At 33.0% G+C, this 17,105-nt stretch carries 11 protein-coding genes; 5 read left to right on the forward strand and 6 right to left on the reverse strand.

Translation table 11 applies throughout. From position 1 onward, the window contains the following. Positions 1–19 precede the first annotated feature (19 nt). Complete coding sequence (locus HQN85_RS10410) at positions 20–1,597, forward strand: S10 family peptidase (protein ID WP_173271886.1); 1,578 nt, start codon at positions 20–22, stop codon at positions 1,595–1,597. A 366-nt stretch (positions 1,598–1,963) separates the two neighbouring features. After that, positions 1,964–2,929, forward strand: coding sequence for an acetyl-CoA carboxylase carboxyltransferase subunit alpha (locus HQN85_RS10415; protein ID WP_173271888.1), 966 nt, complete (start codon positions 1,964–1,966; stop codon positions 2,927–2,929). A gap of 98 nt (positions 2,930–3,027) precedes the next feature. Here the strand turns inward: HQN85_RS10415 and HQN85_RS10420 are convergent, their stop codons facing one another. Continuing rightward, entirely contained in the window at positions 3,028–6,132 is a 3,105-nt protein-coding gene (locus HQN85_RS10420; protein WP_173271890.1) for a glycosyltransferase family 117 protein, read from the reverse strand. A 373-nt stretch (positions 6,133–6,505) separates the two neighbouring features. On the opposite strand from HQN85_RS10420, the gene HQN85_RS10425 reads away from it, so the two are divergent. The 3 genes from HQN85_RS10425 (at position 6,506) to pth (ending at position 8,773) form a co-directional block, all read left to right on the forward strand. Continuing rightward, the gene (locus HQN85_RS10425; protein ID WP_173271892.1) at positions 6,506–7,447 is read left to right on the forward strand and encodes a ribose-phosphate pyrophosphokinase; all 942 of its coding nucleotides are present in this window, start codon (positions 6,506–6,508) and stop codon (positions 7,445–7,447) included. Between the two features lie 39 nt (positions 7,448–7,486). Then, the gene (locus HQN85_RS10430; protein ID WP_173271894.1) at positions 7,487–8,068 is read left to right on the forward strand and encodes a 50S ribosomal protein L25/general stress protein Ctc; all 582 of its coding nucleotides are present in this window, start codon (positions 7,487–7,489) and stop codon (positions 8,066–8,068) included. Between the two features lie 144 nt (positions 8,069–8,212). Then, positions 8,213–8,773, forward strand: a complete 561-nt coding sequence (gene pth, locus HQN85_RS10435; protein ID WP_173271896.1) for an aminoacyl-tRNA hydrolase — start codon at positions 8,213–8,215, stop codon at positions 8,771–8,773. Between the two features lie 4 nt (positions 8,774–8,777). Here pth and HQN85_RS10440 read toward each other — a convergent pair whose 3' ends face one another. The 5 genes from HQN85_RS10440 to HQN85_RS10460 all read right to left on the reverse strand — a co-directional run bounded on the left by HQN85_RS10440 (position 8,778) and on the right by HQN85_RS10460 (position 17,081). Further along, entirely contained in the window at positions 8,778–10,373 is a 1,596-nt protein-coding gene (locus HQN85_RS10440; protein WP_173271903.1) for a response regulator, read from the reverse strand. A 10-nt stretch (positions 10,374–10,383) separates the two neighbouring features. Continuing rightward, positions 10,384–11,223, reverse strand: a complete 840-nt coding sequence (locus tag HQN85_RS10445) for a CheR family methyltransferase (protein WP_173271905.1) — start codon at positions 11,221–11,223, stop codon at positions 10,384–10,386. A gap of 5 nt (positions 11,224–11,228) precedes the next feature. Continuing rightward, positions 11,229–14,702 (reverse strand): response regulator, encoded by a 3,474-nt coding sequence (locus HQN85_RS10450; protein WP_173271911.1) that lies wholly within the window; start codon positions 14,700–14,702, stop codon positions 11,229–11,231. Between the two features lie 111 nt (positions 14,703–14,813). Beyond that, the gene (locus tag HQN85_RS10455; protein ID WP_173271913.1) at positions 14,814–15,494 is read right to left on the reverse strand and encodes a LytR/AlgR family response regulator transcription factor; all 681 of its coding nucleotides are present in this window, start codon (positions 15,492–15,494) and stop codon (positions 14,814–14,816) included. 81 nt (positions 15,495–15,575) lie between these two features. Continuing rightward, entirely contained in the window at positions 15,576–17,081 is a 1,506-nt protein-coding gene (locus HQN85_RS10460) for a sensor histidine kinase (protein ID WP_173271915.1), read from the reverse strand. Positions 17,082–17,105 lie beyond the last annotated feature (24 nt).

A 17,105-nucleotide genomic window follows, 5' to 3' on the forward strand; every position in this document is an offset into this window, starting at 1 on the left:
AAACCAAACTAAAAACTCCATGAAGAAATTTTTTATCTCAACGCTTATCGCATTAAGTTTTGTGAGTTTTGCACAAGCTCAACAACGCACTCAAGGTCAAAATGGACCAAAACCAACTCCAAGCGGAACGCCAGCGGCAACTCCTGCTAAGGAAGAACCAAAAATTAATACAAATATCGTTTCAAGAACAATTGTTCCAGAAAGTTCTGTAGTCACAAATCATACGGTAAGCATTAGAGGAAAATCTGTTCCTTATAAAGCCACAACAGGCACTTTACCAGTATGGGATGAAGATGGAAAGCCAATTGCAGGGTTATTTTATACTTATTATGAACGTTCAGATGTTCAAAATAGAGAAAGCAGACCTTTAGTTATTTCCTTTAATGGCGGCCCAGGCTCTGCTTCAGTTTGGATGCACATTGCTTATACTGGTCCTGTGGTTTTAAATATAGATGACGAAGGATATCCAGTTCAGCCTTATGGTTATAAAGACAATAGTTCTTCTATTTTAGATGTTGCAGATATTGTTTACATCGATCCAGTAAATACAGGTTATTCTCGTGCAACAAGCAAAGATGTTCCAGGCAGTAAATTCTTTGGCGTAAGAGCAGATATTAAATACTTGGCCGAATGGTTAAATACATTTGTAACTCGTAACAATCGTTGGGCATCACCTAAATTTTTAATCGGCGAAAGTTATGGAACTACAAGGGTTTCCGGTTTAGCATTAGAATTACAAAGTAATCAGTGGATGTACCTAAATGGTGTTATTTTAGTATCACCTACAGAATTGGGAATGGAAAGAGGAACGGTATTAGACGCCGCTTTGCGTTTGCCATATTTCGCTGCAACTGCATGGTACCACAAAAAATTACCTACCGATTTACAGAGCAAAAAGCTAACTGATATGTTGCCTGAAGTAGAAAACTTCACAGTTAATGAACTTATTCCTGCCATAACAAAGGGTGGTTTTTTACCAACAGCGGATAAACAAAAAATTGCTACAAAAATGGCAAGATTTTCAGGAATATCTGAAAAAGTAATTATGCAAAATAACTTAGATGTATCGACTAATTTGTTTTGGAAAGAATTATTACGCGATCAAGGATTTACCGTAGGACGGTTAGATTCGAGATATAAGGGAATTGACAAGGCTGATGCTGGTGATGGACCGGATTACAATGCAGAATTAACATCGTGGTTGCACTCATTTACACCAGCCATAAACATGTACATTCGCAACGAACTCAATTATAAAACAGATTTAAAATATAATATGTTCGGGTCAGTTTACCCATGGGATAATACTGGCGATCGTACCGGAGAAAATTTACGTGCTGCAATGGCGCAAAATCCGTACTTACATGTGCTAGTTCAATCTGGATATTTTGATGGTGCTTGCGATTATTTTAATGCCAAATATAATATGTGGCAAATGGACCCAAGTGGTAAATTAAAAGATAGAATGAGTTGGGAAGGTTATGAAAGTGGACACATGATGTATTTACGTAAACCAGATTTAAAAATGGGTAACGATCACATTAGAGAGTTTATAGAAAAAGCATTGCCAAAACCTGGTGTTCCTGCCAAGTTTTAGAAAAATATATTTAGCCGCAGATTTACAATTTATAATCTACAAATCTGCGGCTAAATAATGTAAAAAATTCCTGCGATAAATAAAGTCAGTCCTGCTTTATGCTAACTCTTTTTTTACAAAAAAGTATACCGCTTCAATCAGGGCTAAAAACTTAAAACAGCGCTCTTAAACCAAAAATAGCACCAAAAAGCCTGCGAAAATTAAACCCGATAGTACGAATGCCATTCTTCATGGCAGTAGGGATAGCGGGGCAACTGTAGCCATAAATTGCTGAAATTGATTTTCGCTAAAATTTTACAAGATATAGCTAAATAAAATCTGTTATATAACAAACTAAAAATAATTACTTAGTTTTGTAACCCGCTTATGGAACAGATAAAAACATCATTCGATTTCGAAAAGCCTTTAGCTGATTTAATGCAGCAAATTGAAAAGGTAAAGCAAGTTGCCGATAAAACTAAAGTAGATATGTCTGCAACTTTAGCAGAACTTGACGAAAAAGTAGACGCAACCAGTAAAAAACTGTACAATAACTTAACTGGATGGCAAAAAGTGCAAATGTCTCGCCATGCAGAAAGACCGCAAACTTTGGATTATATTTCCATGATCTGCGATGATTTCATCGAAATGCATGGTGATAGAACTGTAAAGGATGATAAGGCAATTATTGGAGGTTTTGCAACTATTGATGGTCAAACTGTGATGATTATCGGTCATCAAAAAGGAAAAAATACCAAAGAACGCCAGTACCGTAATTTTGGTATGGCAAATCCAGAAGGCTATAGAAAAGCCTTACGTTTAATGCGATTGGCAGAAAAATTTAATAAACCAGTAATTTCTTTTATAGATACGATGGGTGCTTATCCAGGTTTAGAAGCAGAAGAACGCGGACAAGGAGAAGCAATTGCTCGTAATTTATTGGAAATGTCTGTATTAAAAGTGCCAATATTGTGTTTTGTAGTAGGAGAGGGTGCATCGGGTGGAGCTTTAGGTATTGGAATAGGGGATAAAGTATATATGTTAGAGCACACTTGGTATTCGGTAATTTCACCAGAGTCTTGTTCTTCTATTTTATGGAGAAGCTGGGATTTTAAAGAAAAAGCAGCTGAGTGTTTGAAGCTAACATCAGATGATATGTACAAAAACCAATTAATAGATGGCGTTGTAAAAGAACCATTAGGTGGTGCACATCAAAATCCTGAGCTAATGGCTCAGACTCTTAAAGGACAAATTGTAAAAGATTTAGAAGAATTGAAAAAAGTAAATGCCGATAAACTAATTGAAACCAGAATTGAGAAGTTCTGTTCAATGGGAGTGGTAGTCGAAAACTAATTTTTTTCTACATCATTAAAAAGCCATCATGTTTTAAACGTGATGGCTTTTTAATTTTAAACCCTTCGTATTTCGAAGAAGTTTTATCGAATATCATCTTATTGCTGCGGTGCAGGACCAAAGAATTGACTAAATCTGTTATACAGTGCGTCGTATTGTTTATTTAATTGATCTGCAAGTTTTTGTTGCTTGTATTGAGTAGCTACCTTAACCATCGGTTCTAATCCATACATTAATCCAATTTGTAAATTTTGACCGCCAATTAATTGATTTTTACTTTTCGAAACATCTGCTAAATACGAAATCTCTTTCTGTATATAATCTGCTGATTTTTTAAGCAAATTATTTGCCTTTTCAGTCTCACCTAAAATATATAAGTTTTGGGCCATAGTTGGCACACCCATCATTGTACGCAAATTATAAATTTTGGTAGGCATTACTTCATCATACTTACGCACTACTTTTTTAGCATCCTCAAGTCTACCAGCTTTAATTAGCTCAGTAATTAAACTGTTAAACATATTATTAAAAATAGAAATGTCATCAGATGATTGTTCATCTAAATAAGATGCATTTTTAATATTTCCCCATTTAAATTTATTCATGATGTGTGAATACATCGGGTCTAAATTGATAGGTTGCTCACCAGTATTGGCAATACTATCTTGCTTTAAGGGTAATAAACGCAAAGCTAATCCTTCACTATATAAATAATTATCTAAACCATTAAATTGTTCGGAGGGAACAGTACTACAGAAATAAACAGGTCTTTTCCAGTTGTTGTGAGCTAAAATGTCCATCATAGCTAGCGTACCCTTGGTCACAATACCCTTGTTAAATTTCCATTCCATTACAGGAGTAATATTTGACATCGCAGATGCTGGTAAAGTACCTGAACTAATCACATCTTGTGGATTTACTGTTAATTTCCAATTTTTTGTTGGAATAAAATTGGTTTTACTACCATCAATCAACGGAACTTTATCTTCTGGATTATCTGATAATAAAAGATCTACAATTTGTTTCAATTCTACTGAACCTTGAATTTGGAACTCTTTATAATACATCACATCTCTTACCCCTGAAATATATTGAGATGGTTTCATGGTAATGGGCAATGGCTCTGATTGATGTACTTTTCTTCTCATTCCATTGATGTACCAATCTGTGTCGAACAGACTTAAATTCACCAAGCGTATATCAGGACGAACACCTTCAACTTCTTGAATATACCATAATGGGTAGGTATCATTATCTCCATAAGTAAATAGAATGGCATTTGGTGCGCAGGATTCCATATAGCTTACAGCAATATCATGTGCAACCATTTTTGTAGAACGATTATGATCATTCCAACCCTGACTAGCCATTAAAACCGGAGCACAAAGTAAAGCAATTGCAGTAGCTCCAATTGCAGCATTTTTTGCGCTTAATTTTTTAAATACCCATTCTTTTATAGCTAATACTCCTAGTCCTATCCAAATCGCAAAAGCATAAAACGAACCTACATACGCATAATCCCTTTCTCTAGGCTCCATTGGTTTTTGGTTTAGATATAAAACAATTGCTAAACCAGTAAAGAAAAACAATAAACCTATAATGCCACCATCCTCTGGTTTGCGTTTAAAATGCCAAATCGCACCTAATAACCCTAAAATTAATGGTAAGAAGAAAAATCTATTGTAAGCAGTACTTTCTTTAATAGATGGAGGCAAATTAGTTTGATCTCCTAAATTTAAAGCATCAATAGGTTTAATTCCACTTAATGATCTTCCTTCATATAAACTTCCCTGACCTTGTATATCATTTTGACGACCAACAAAATTCCACATGAAATAACGCATATACATTAACCCAACTTGATAACGAGCAAAAAAACCAACATTATCAAAAAAGGAAGGGAAATGTGTTTGATCAAAACCCATCATGTCTTGATAATATTTCACATGTCTTTCGTCATCACTATACATTCTTGGAAACAAGACTTCGTGCTGTAAACGTTTAATACTATCTGGGAAATTCTCATTTTCGCCATAAATATGATCAGATTTGATGCCAGCTACTTCATATTTAGTTTCACCTTTTCTATAAATTTTACCGCCTGGGATATTAAGAGGATTGCTGCCGTCATCATTATATTTAGGAATTGAATTGTAATTTGGCCCAACCAATAACGGTCTATCTCCATATTGTTCTCTGTTTAGATAACTTAAAAATGAAAATGCATTATCTGGGTCGCTGTTATTTAAATTAGGTTTAGCTTGAGCTCTAATTACAATCATCGCAAAAGAACCATAACCAAAAATTACCAACACAGTTGATAATAAAGCCAAGTTTAAAATCTTTTTCTGGTGTTTAATAGAATAACGGATACCCCAAACTAAACCGCCAATTAGTAAAATTGCAAAGAAAAGTACACCAGTACCAAAACCTAGGCCTAAAGTGTTTACAAAGAAAAGATCGAAATAAGCACCAGCTGAAACAAGATATTGGATAATACCGTATTGGATAATAGCTAATATAACAACGCCAATTCCAAAGGTTTTAAGGATGCCTGCAGTACTTGGTTTGGCTGTTTTTTTGAAATAATAAACAAAAGCAATAGCAGGTATAGTTAACAAATTCAATAAGTGAATACCAATGGAAAGCCCCATAATGTAGGCAATAAAAAGTAACCATCTATCTGCTCTAGGTTCGTCGGCAATGGCTTCCCATTTTAAAATAGCCCAAAAAACTATTGCTGTAAATAATGATGAAAGCGCATAAACCTCTGATTCTACCGCCGAGAACCAAAAGCTATCAGAAAAAGTATAGGCTAATGCACCAACAGCTCCAGCGCCCATTATACTGATTAAATTGCCTGTGCTAATTTCTTCATTTGCTTTTATTAGGACTTTTTTAGCAAGAGCTGTAATTGTCCAAAACAAAAATAAAATAGTAGCTCCACTGGCAATTGCCGAACCTAAATTCATAAAATAAGCAACTTTAGTTACATCGCCCATAGCGAACATAGAAAAGAAGCGTTGAATCATTAAGAATAAGGGTGCGCCTGGTTGATGCACTACTTGCATTTTTAATGCCGAAGCAATGAATTCTCCACAATCCCAAAAACTTACTGATGGTTCTAAAGTTAAAATGTAGGTTAAAGTGGCTATAAAGAAACAAATCCAGCCGACTACGTTGTTTATTTTTGAATAGTTCATTGTATAAATGGATAAAAATAAATGCCTTAATACATAAAAATGCTGCCGAAAATAAAGAAATAGATTCATATAAATACAAATACTTAAGGTCTTTTAACAAAAATTAACCCTTTTTTAACGTACTAAATGAGCTTTTGAAATTATTTTAAATTTTTTTGATTTGGGACTTGCAGCTATAAAAAATAAGCGTAAATTTGCATTCCATTTCAGAACAACGATATGGGAAATGATTGTCCGATAGTATAAGGGTAGTACAACGGTTTTTGGTACCGTTTGTCTTGGTTCGAATCCAGGTCGGACAACAAATTTTTTTCGGATTGTGAATAAAACCGCAATCCGATTTTTTTTAACCAGCATTGATACCCGCGAAATCATGCCATTGCAATTTAACCCAGTTAAAATTTTTGCCGGAAGCGGTACAAAAGATTTAGCGCAAAAAATTGCCGAAGCTTACGGCAAACCACTAGGAGATGTAACTTTAAGTCGGTTTAGCGATGGTGAGTTTCAACCTTCTTTTGATGAATCAATTAGGGGATGTGATGTTTTCTTAGTACAATCTACTTATCAGCCAAGTGATAATTTAATGGAACTATTGCTAATGGTTGATGCCGCTAAAAGAGCATCAGCGCATTATATCACAGCAGTTGTACCTTATTATGGTTTAGCCCGTCAGGATAGAAAAGATAAACCCCGTGTGGCAATTGGGGCAAAGTTGGTTGCTAATTTATTAAAGTCTGCAGGTATTCATCGCATTATGACAATGGATTTGCATGCGGCTCAGATACAGGGTTTCTTTGATATTCCGGTAGATCACTTAGATGGATCGGTTATTTTTGTTCCTTATATCAAAAGCTTAGGCTTAAAAAACTTAACCATTGCTTCGCCAGATATGGGCGGATCATACAGAGCTCGTACTTTTGCAAAGTTTTTTAATGCAGAGGTTGTAATTTGTGATAAACGTCGTTTACGTGCTAATGAAATCGAATCAATGTCGATTATCGGAGATGTAACTGGACAAGATATTGTACTGATGGATGATATTTGCGATACCGCAGGAACCTTAGCTAAAGCAGCGGCTTTAATTATGGAAAATGGCGCAAATAGTGTGAGAGCAGTTTGTACCCATGCTGTTTTGTCTGGCAAAGCGTATGAAACTATAGAAAACTCGATGTTAGAGGAATTGATTGTAACAGATACTATCCCTTTAAAACAAGAGAGTGCTAAAATTAAGGTGTTGAGTACCGCTAAATTATTTGCAAAAGCAATTGCTAATGTAAATGAGCATGGCTCGATAAGTGACCTGTTTAGGGTTTAATTAAGAATTTTAACAATATTAACAATAAATAAATATAAAATGAAAACAATCGCAATTAGCGGTTCTCCAAGAGAGAACGTAGGGAAACGCGATGCTAAAGAGCTTCGCTATGAAGGTAAAGTTCCTGCAGTATTGTATGGTGGTAAAGAGCAAGTGCACTTTGCTGTATTAAGTACCGATTTAAACGAAGCTATTTACACTCCAGAAGCTAACTTTTTAGAAATCACTATTGGTGGTACTAAAACTAAAGCTATCATTAAAGAAGCTCAATTTCATCCATTAACTGATTTATTATTACACGTAGATTTTCTTCAATTATTTGACGAAAAAGAAATTGTAATGGAAATCCCTGTTAAATTAACTGGAACTTCTCCAGGTGTTAAAATGGGTGGTAAGTTAGTTCAAAAACTACGTAAGTTACGTGTTAAATCTTTACCTAAAAACATGCCTCAAGTAGTTGAAGTAAGTATTGCTAAAATGGAAGTTGGAAACTTATTCCGCGTTCGTGATTTGCAAAAAGGTGATTATGTTGTAACTAACACTCCTGAAGATACAATTGTTTCTGTAGGTATGTCTAGAGCATTAAAACAAGCAGAAACTGAAGCAGCTAAAGGTAAATAATTAAGGATTTAAATCCCTTGGTTTACAAGATAAAGCGGTAAAGAAGAAATTCTTTACCGCTTTTGCTTTTGTGTAAACTGTAGGTAATCGTAAGAACTGAAAACTGGTAACTGAAAACTACCAACTAAATTTTATCTTTACAGAATGAAATATCTGATCGTTGGCTTAGGAAATATTGGTCCAGAATACGCTAACACCCGACATAATATTGGTTTTAATATTGCTGATGAATTAGTAAAAGATTTAAACGGAAGTTTTGAGCTTTTACGATTAGCTTATTATGCAGAAGTAAGTTTTAAGGGTAAAAAGTTGCATGTTATAAAACCTACTACATTTATGAATTTAAGCGGTAAAGCTGTTAATTACTGGATGAAGGATTTGAAAATTGCCCCTGAAAATGTATTGGTTTTGGTAGATGATTTGGCTTTACCTTTAGGGAAGCTGAGGATGAAGTTACAAGGCGGAAGTGCTGGACATAATGGTTTAAAAAGCATCGAAGAAGTTTGTGGCGGACAAAATTATGCCCGCTTAAGATTTGGTATCAGTGATAATTTTAGAAAAGGCCAACAAGCTGATTATGTGTTGGGTTTATTCGATAAAGATGAACAAAAAGAATTACCAACCTTAATAAATAGGGGCGTAACGATGATTAAAAGTTTTGTCACCATTGGCCCGGCACAAACCATGACCTTGTTTAATAAATAATACGCTATTTCAGATAGATTTTAATTTTTTGGTGTAAAATAGCAGGTTTAAATGGTTTACTTAAAATATCATTTGCTCCAGCTTTTACAGAAGTTTCTTTATCAGTTTCGAGTACGCCGGCAGTAAATGTAATAATTGGTATATTTTCCTTTCCTTCAATAAAACCAGTCCTAATTTTCTCCGTTACTTCTAGTCCATTCATACCAGGCATATAGGTGTCCATTAAAATTACATCATAGTCATTTGTTTTAAGTATTTCCAAAACATCTAAGCCATTTCCTACTACGTCAGACTTTACTTCCCATCCATCTAATACCTTAAGCAATACAAACTTATTGATTATATTATCTTCCGCAACTAGAACTTTTAATCCTTTTAACGATGACAAAATTTCAGTTTCATTTGTATTATCTCCATCCTTTTTTGTTTTATCTTCAGCCATAAATTCATACCATTTTGTAAAACTAAACGTACTCCCTTCGCCTTCTTTACTTGTTAATTCAAGTGTTCCACCTTTTAATTCTACTAATTTTTTCACAATAGCTAGACCTAATCCCGTACCTCCATGTTGGGCAATGGTATGGTCTTCAATTTGCTCAAATTTATCAAATATTTTAGCTTGATCTGCTGGTGAAATGCCTATTCCGGAATCGATAACAGAAAAACGAATTTGTACTGTATTTGTTTTCTTGCCTAAAACTTCTGCTTTAAGTTTAATCTCTCCTTTTTGAGTAAATTTAACTGCATTGCTTAATAAATTCATGAAAATTTGGTTCAATCGAAGCGAATCAGCAATAATTATTTCAGGTAAATCATCAGGAATTTCTAATTTTAAGTCAAGCTTTTTTTCTTTCGCTCGAATGTCTAAAAGATTTGTAGCTTGAGTTAAAATGAGTCTTATATCTGTTTTAGCATAATTAATTCTGAATTTCCCTGCTTCTATTTTAGAAATATCCAAAATATCATTAATTACTCCAAGTAATGATTCAGATGAGACTTCTAAAAGACCTAACATCTCTTTTTGATTATTATCCAGCTCAGTTTTCTTTAGGAGGTTTATTAAACCAATGATTCCATTTATTGGGGTACGAATTTCGTGGCTCATATTTGCCATGAAATTTTCTTTAGCTTTTTTACTCAGCTCAGCTTCATTTTTAGCCTTGATAAGCTCTTTTTGAAATTTTTCTAGCTGTTGATTTTTATTTTTTATTTCTCGCTGAGTGCGAATAAGTTCTATAAATGAGTCAACTTTTGCTGCAGTTACATAAGGGTCAAGTGGTTTATATAGGTAATCAATTGCGCCAGCGTTTAATCCTTTAAGTGCATATTTAACTTCAAGAGATATGGCGGTTACAAAAATTACCATAATATCTTGGGTTTTAGCATTGCTTTTCAATATCTCTACCAATTCAAAGCCATTCATACCTGGCATTTGTACATCTACAAGAGCAAGAGCAATATCTTTTTCCCAACAAATTCTTAAGGCTTCGTTAGGCGAGGTTGTGGATATAATATTGATATCCTGCTGATCTAAAACTGCTTCTAATGCAATTATATTCTCAGGTTTATCATCTACAATTAAAAGATTGACTTTGTTCATTTTAACTTATTTAATTAATTTTTTGGTAGATATTATTTTTTTTATCTATTATTTTAAATTTCTTCAAGAGCTCATTGTCTCTAATACTTTCTTTTGTACCAAGACATAAAAAACCAAAGTTTGCTAAACTATTATAAAATAACCTGATTACACTTGATTGAAGTTCAGTGTTAAAGTAGATCAGTACATTTCTGCAGCAGATCATTTGAAATTCATTAAAAGGGCCATCGCAAACTAAATTATGCATGGAAAAGAAAATATTCTTTTTAAGTTTTCTACTCATTGAAGCAGCATCATATTTAGCTGTATAGTAATTTGTTAAGGGATTTTCCGATCCAATTTGAATATAGTTTTCAGAATAACTTTTCATCTTTTTGAGATCATAAATTCCTTCCTTTGCTTTCGTCAATACATCATGATTAATGTCTGTTCCATACAAGAAACTTCGTTCGTATAGTTTTTCTTCAGAAAGTAAAATAGACAATGAATAGATTTCTTCTCCAGTTGAACACCCAGCACTCCAGATTTTAATATGCTGATATGATTTTAAATAAGGGAAGACTTTTTCTTTAATGGATTTGAAGAAGGGCGGATCTCTAAACATTTCAGTAACATTAACTGTAACCTCTGTTAAGAAATAATCGAAATAAGTAGTGTCATTTATGAGTAGATTACTTAGGTTAAAATAATCTAACTTTTGTAAATCCATTATACGATTTACACGTCGCTTAAGCGACGCCATCGTATAATTGCTAAAATCAAAGCCATATACTTTTTTAATCAGAAAAATTAGCGCCTGTAATTCTTCATCAGAAATACTTTCTGCAGTTTTCTTAGGTATATTTTTCATTTATATTAGCTTAACCAAACACGAAGCATTGATAGCAGTTTATCTACATCAACAGGTTTAGAAACATAATCATTTGCTCCTGCTTCAATGCATTTTTCACGATCGTACTTCATCGCTTTTGCAGTTAGTGCGATTACTGGCAGGTTTGCAAGTTTCTTTTGTTCTCTAATTTTACGCATCGCTTCATATCCATCCATTTCAGGCATCATAATATCCATCAATACTAAATTAATTTCAGGATGTTCTTCCAATTTTTGTAATGCCTCTACACCATTGTTTGCAATGATTATTTTTATATCATAGGCCTGTAATGCACTTGATAACGCAAAGATATTTCGCATATCATCATCTGCAATTAAGATTATTTTCTCTTTTAAAGCTTTCTCTAATGTAGTTGCTGCAGGTTTTTTTGTTATAGTGTTTTGCGTTCTATTTGAAACAGTAGGTGGACTTTGTAATTTGTTAATGAACAAACTCACTTCATCCAATAATCTATCATTAGATTTGTTTGTTTTTAATACCATAGCTTCGGTATACTGCATGATATGAGCCATTTCATTTCTATCCAGTTCCATTGCTGTATTGATAATTACAGGAATGTGTTTTAACTCTTCTTTCATTTTAATCTGATCTAAAAGATCAAATCCATTTATATCCGGAAGTTTTAAATCTAGAATTATACAATCAAAATGATGATTTTCCAAAAGGCTTAATGCATCCTTACCTGTAAAGGCTTGCGCCACTTTTGCACCCTTTAGCTCCAATTGTTCGGTTAAATGGTTGTTTTGTAAGACTTGATCCTCAATCACCAACACATTTTTAAAATCGTATAGATGTTGAACACTTAGTAAATCCAAGGCCGCGTCTAATTTTTCTTTTTCAATTGGCTTTTTTAAAAATCCAATCGCACCTTCTTTTTTTGCTTTCGTTTCTTTCTCATCGCCTGCCGACATCATATGAACAGGAATATGTTGAGTGGCGGGGTTTGACTTTAATTTTTTAAGGATAGTCCACCCATCCATAACTGGCAACATTACGTCTAAAACAATCGCATCTGGTAATAGATCTGTTGCCATTTCCAATCCTTTATCACCACTGTGTGCCAAAGTGGGATGAAATCCTTTTTCTAACGCATACGTTTTTAAGATATCGGCAAACTCAATATCATCTTCTATAATTAATAAGCTGTTGTTCTTATTTGCAGTTAAAATCGGACTTGAATCAATTTCTGTTTTAATAGGTTGAATATTTTGAGCTACTTCTGATAAATCTATAGCCTCTGTAGTTTCGGTATTTAAATCTTGAATAATAAATAAAGTGAATGTACTGCCCACACCTTGCTCACTTTCTACCTGAATTTCTCCTCCCAGTAAACTTGCTAATTCTTTACTAATAGATAGACCAAGGCCAGTTCCACCAAATTTTCTACTAGTTGATCCATCTTCTTGCTGAAATGCTTCAAAAATTACCTTTTGTTTATCTTTAGAAATGCCAATTCCAGTATCACTAACAGCAAAAGATAAGTATTTCTCTGTACTGTTTTTTGAATTACTATCGTTTTTAAGCTGATTTGAATGAGCCAACCCTATTGTTAAACTAATTTTTCCTTGCTCAGGGGTAAATTTGAAAGCGTTTGATAATAGGTTTTTAAGAACTTGCTCTAATCTAGTTTGATCTGATGTGAAATCAGCTGGCAAATCTGTACTCAAATTAATTTTAAAATCAATTTTTTTGTGATTTGCTAATTCTGTAAACAATGATTCAAGGTTGTTTTTGATTTCAACAGGCCTAATTTTTTCGACATGCAAATCAATATTCCCTGATTCTATTTTGGATAAATCTAAAATATCATTAATTAAATTTAAAAGATCATTACCTGCATTGTGGATTACTCCTGCATATTTTATTTGTTCTTCCGACAAATTATTAGGCTTGTTTTCTTTTAATATTCTAGCTAAGATTAGAATACTATTTAATGGCGTCCTGAGCTCATGGCTCATATTTGCTAAAAATTCAGATTTGTATTTACTACTTAATTCTAATTCCTCGGCTTTAATGCTAATCGCTTCTTTAGCTTCATTTATTAAAATATTTCTTTCTTCTAATAACTGTGCTTTTTCTTCTAATTCAGCATTTGTTTGTTGTAACTCTTCTTGTTGTACTCTAAGTTCTTCTTCAGATGCTTGCAGTGCATCTGTTTTATACATTAGTTCCTCATTTGTTGTACGTAGTTCTTCTTGCTGACTTGCTAACTCTTCTGCTTGTTGTTGAGTTTGTTCGAACAAATCTCTTAATTGCAAATGTGCTAATGCACTGTGTAATGCTATACCTATATTTTCTGCAATATTGCTAATTAATTGAAGTTTGTTTTCTTGAGGTTTTATTAAAAATCCCAACTCTGCCACTGCAATTGTTTTATTCTCGAAAATAATTGGGACTAAAAATATATAAGAAGGAGGGGTATCACCTAATGCAGAGTTTACTTTGATGTAGTCTTTGGGGATATCATTAATGAATTTTGATTTCTTTTCTAAAGCTGTTTGACCAACTAAACCTTCGCCAAATTTGATTTGATTTTTTTGCCTACTCTGATAAGCGTAAGATCCAGTTAAGTATAGGATTTTTCTTTTATCATCTACTAAATATAAGGCTCCAATTACCGCATCAATATAGTTCCCAATTTTTGAAATGATATTGGAAGAAAGCTCGTCGATTTCTTGCTCTCCCTGCATAGCTTCGTTAATCTCAGCAGCGCCAGTTAAAAGCCAGTTATGATGTTCATTTAATGCAGAAACTTGTGCTAATTCTGCATTGGTAATTAAAATTTGGCGTTCTGTTTCTTTTTGTTGATCGAACGTACGCCTGATATAAGAAAGTAGAAATAAAATTAATACGAAAATTATTAAAGAGCTTGATAAAACAATAGCAATGGTTTGTTGACTTTTTTCTTCATTATTCTTTTTACGTTGCTGTAATAAAGCTAATTCTGTATTAATAAATTTTTCGGTAATTCGTAAAAAATTTAGTTTAGCTATTTGACCTCTATCAGTTAAAATCTCATTGCGTCCAGCTTCAAAACTAATAGTCTCAGCTTTTTGCATGGCATTTTTCATATTCTCAACCTTTAGTCTTGCATAGTATTCAATACTATCAACCTTGAAAGATTGCTCTGGATTATCTCTTACAAGTGTTTTTAGAGCATCTACGTTTTTTAAAACTTGGTCTATACTCTTATTATATGGACTTTTATAGGTTGCTCTTTGCGTAAGAATAAATCCTCTCAATCCAGTTTCTGCATTGATTAACTCTGTCTTTGTATTTTCGGCAGTACTGATAACCTTATACGTATGCTCAATCCAGTTAGAGCTTTCATTAAAAGATTTTATGCTTAAATATGATACTAAAGCAGCTATAAAGACAAATACAAGCGAAACCGCAAAGCCAGTTAATACTTGTTGCTTGAATGAGAGTTTAAACATTTTAATGGAATAATGATAGTTACTTATAAAGCACTAAGATAGTATTTTAGCCAAATGTTGACCAAAGATATTCGCTTTCCTAAAAATAAAAGTTTAAACAGTTAGTTTTTGTTAATTTAATTTAAGATTTGGCAGATAAGTTGTGCCAATTGGAAGTGGTACTTTGCCTATCCAAACCTGTGAACGGTCATATTTAGTAATTTTATCTTTTGCAATAATAAATGCTCGATGTGTACGAATAAATAGTTTGTTTGGTAAAAGTTCTGTTAGCTCATTTATGGTAATTCTTGAGCTTAGCAATTTATCATTTAACAAATGAATTTGTGTGTAATTTCCAGAAGCTTCGATATACAAAATGTCGGATAAAAGCACCTTTATTTGTTCGTAGCCATCTTTTATAAAAATAAAATTTGCTTTGCTCTCTGGTGCTTGATTACGTAAGTCCAATAACTCTTTTGCCTTATTACAAGCTTTTAAAAATCTTGATAATGAAAAAGGTTTTAACAAATAATCAACAGCGTCAAGTTCAAAACTTTGTACGGCATGCTCACTATAAGCTGTAGTAAAAATTACCATCGGAGGTTTGCTCAAAGCTTTTAAAAAATCAATACCATTAATATCTGGCATTTTAATATCTAAAAAGATTAAATCAACTTTGTTTTGCTGTAAATAAGTAATGGCCTCAAAAGCGTTAGTGAATTGAGCATTTAAATCTATAAAAGGCACCTTGCTAGCGTGAGCTGCAACTATATCTAAAGCGATGGGTTCATCGTCTATTGCAATTGCAATCATTTACGTATAAAATTTTCAGTGTTAAAATACAAATACTTTATTTATAAACAATTTTGGAAGTCATTTTTTAATGGCAATTGTTTATAACTGAATAGTTAAATGAATAAAAAACTCTTTGGCACTTTCGCGAACAATTAATTCATGTTTTTTAGGATATAATAACGCTAAACGCTGTTTCACATTTGCTAAACCAATGCCACTTTTCAATTTTTCTGGATCGTTATCAGGTTTTATATGAATGCTATTATGAACATCAAAATAAAGTGTCTTCTCTTTGGTTTGTAATGTTATTTTAATATGTGAGGGTTGTTGAAGGCTAATGCCATGCTTAAATGCATTTTCTACAAAAGGAATTAATAACATTGGTGCAATCTTCAAGTTGCTCAATTGCTCATCAATTTGTGTTTCAATAACAATATCTGCTGATCTTGATGTTCTTAATTTTTGTAGTGAGATATAGTTTTCTAAATAATCGACATCTCTAGTTAAGGAAATTTCATCCTGCACGTTTTCATGCAGCATAAAGCGCATCATATCGCCTAATTTTTGAATTCCTTCTCCAGTTCTTTCTGCATTTTCTTGCAATGCAGTTCCATAAAGTGTGTTTAATGCATTAAATAAGAAGTGAGGATTAATTTGAGATTGTAAAAAACTTAAGGACGCATCAGACTTTCCTAATTCGGTTCTTAGAGATGTTAATTCGTTATTACTTGCTAAACGCCTTTTATATACATACCAGGCTAATGGCGCACTAATAATTAATTGTGTTGGTAAATGAAATAAAAACACAATAAAAATACCTTCAGGTCTTGTATAAAAAAAGAACATTGAAATGAAGCTCATCGGCACTGCTAAAAAAATGCTGATAAAAAATACTTGCCAAAAAAACGATTTAAACTTTTTTCCCTGAGTATAAATGTAAGGAAGCAAATAATAGAGAGAATAAATGATTATACCAATGGTTGAAAAAATGACAAGAGTCCAAATAATTATTATTTCAAAGGGAGATCTTGTGGTCAGCCATAATAACATTCCAACAAGCCAAAATGCTAGTCCCAAACCAACATCTAGCCTCATTTGATTTTGGCTTTGTGTATTCCTATCCTTATTTTCAAGCATGTAAATGACGAAAGCTTTAGCACAAACATAGGATGATATTAAAATAATTAACCAAATTGAATAGCTAAAACTGCTAAAGAAAATACGATTATAGGCTTGTTGCAATGAATCATACTGAACCAATAAGTAGGCGTCCGTATAGGTGGTGCATACGCCATTAACTAGGCCAATAAATACAATACAAAATAAAATTAATGAGTAATTAAGAATTTCATTTTTTCTTTGAATAAGAGCTGGGATGATGCAAAAATTGAGCAGTAAAAAGGTGAAATAAATAATAGATATCCGAAAAATTCCTGGGATAAAGTAGTTTGAAAAAAAGGAGTAATTAACTTTTGCTTCTTTAAAAGAATAGTAATCAAAATCGTGATTTCTATTACTTGTATTAGATATGATTATGACAATAGCAAATGCATATAAGATTGTTGCTATCCAAAATTCTGCTTTTTGTAAATCTTTTAATTTCATAATTGTGAGTTTGATAGCGCAATT

Origin of the sequence: Pedobacter boryungensis (assembly GCF_013204825.1) — a bacterium.
Taxonomy (GTDB): domain Bacteria; phylum Bacteroidota; class Bacteroidia; order Sphingobacteriales; family Sphingobacteriaceae; genus Pedobacter; species Pedobacter boryungensis.

What these genes read in the sequence shown, in the direction of transcription:
- HQN85_RS10460 (WP_173271915.1), bottom strand. Translation starts at nt 17,081, where the DNA reads ATGAAATTAAAAGATTTACAAAAAGCAGAATTTTGGATAGCAACAATC.
- pth (WP_173271896.1), top strand. Translation starts at nt 8,213, where the DNA reads ATGAAATATCTGATCGTTGGCTTAGGAAATATTGGTCCAGAATACGCT.
- HQN85_RS10440 (WP_173271903.1), bottom strand. Translation starts at nt 10,373, where the DNA reads ATGAACAAAGTCAATCTTTTAATTGTAGATGATAAACCTGAGAATATA.
- HQN85_RS10425 (WP_173271892.1), top strand. Translation starts at nt 6,506, where the DNA reads ATGCCATTGCAATTTAACCCAGTTAAAATTTTTGCCGGAAGCGGTACA.
- HQN85_RS10420 (WP_173271890.1), bottom strand. Translation starts at nt 6,132, where the DNA reads ATGAACTATTCAAAAATAAACAACGTAGTCGGCTGGATTTGTTTCTTT.
- HQN85_RS10415 (WP_173271888.1), top strand. Translation starts at nt 1,964, where the DNA reads ATGGAACAGATAAAAACATCATTCGATTTCGAAAAGCCTTTAGCTGAT.
- HQN85_RS10410 (WP_173271886.1), top strand. Translation starts at nt 20, where the DNA reads ATGAAGAAATTTTTTATCTCAACGCTTATCGCATTAAGTTTTGTGAGT.
- HQN85_RS10445 (WP_173271905.1), bottom strand. Translation starts at nt 11,223, where the DNA reads ATGAAAAATATACCTAAGAAAACTGCAGAAAGTATTTCTGATGAAGAA.
- HQN85_RS10430 (WP_173271894.1), top strand. Translation starts at nt 7,487, where the DNA reads ATGAAAACAATCGCAATTAGCGGTTCTCCAAGAGAGAACGTAGGGAAA.
- HQN85_RS10450 (WP_173271911.1), bottom strand. Translation starts at nt 14,702, where the DNA reads ATGTTTAAACTCTCATTCAAGCAACAAGTATTAACTGGCTTTGCGGTT.
- HQN85_RS10455 (WP_173271913.1), bottom strand. Translation starts at nt 15,494, where the DNA reads ATGATTGCAATTGCAATAGACGATGAACCCATCGCTTTAGATATAGTT.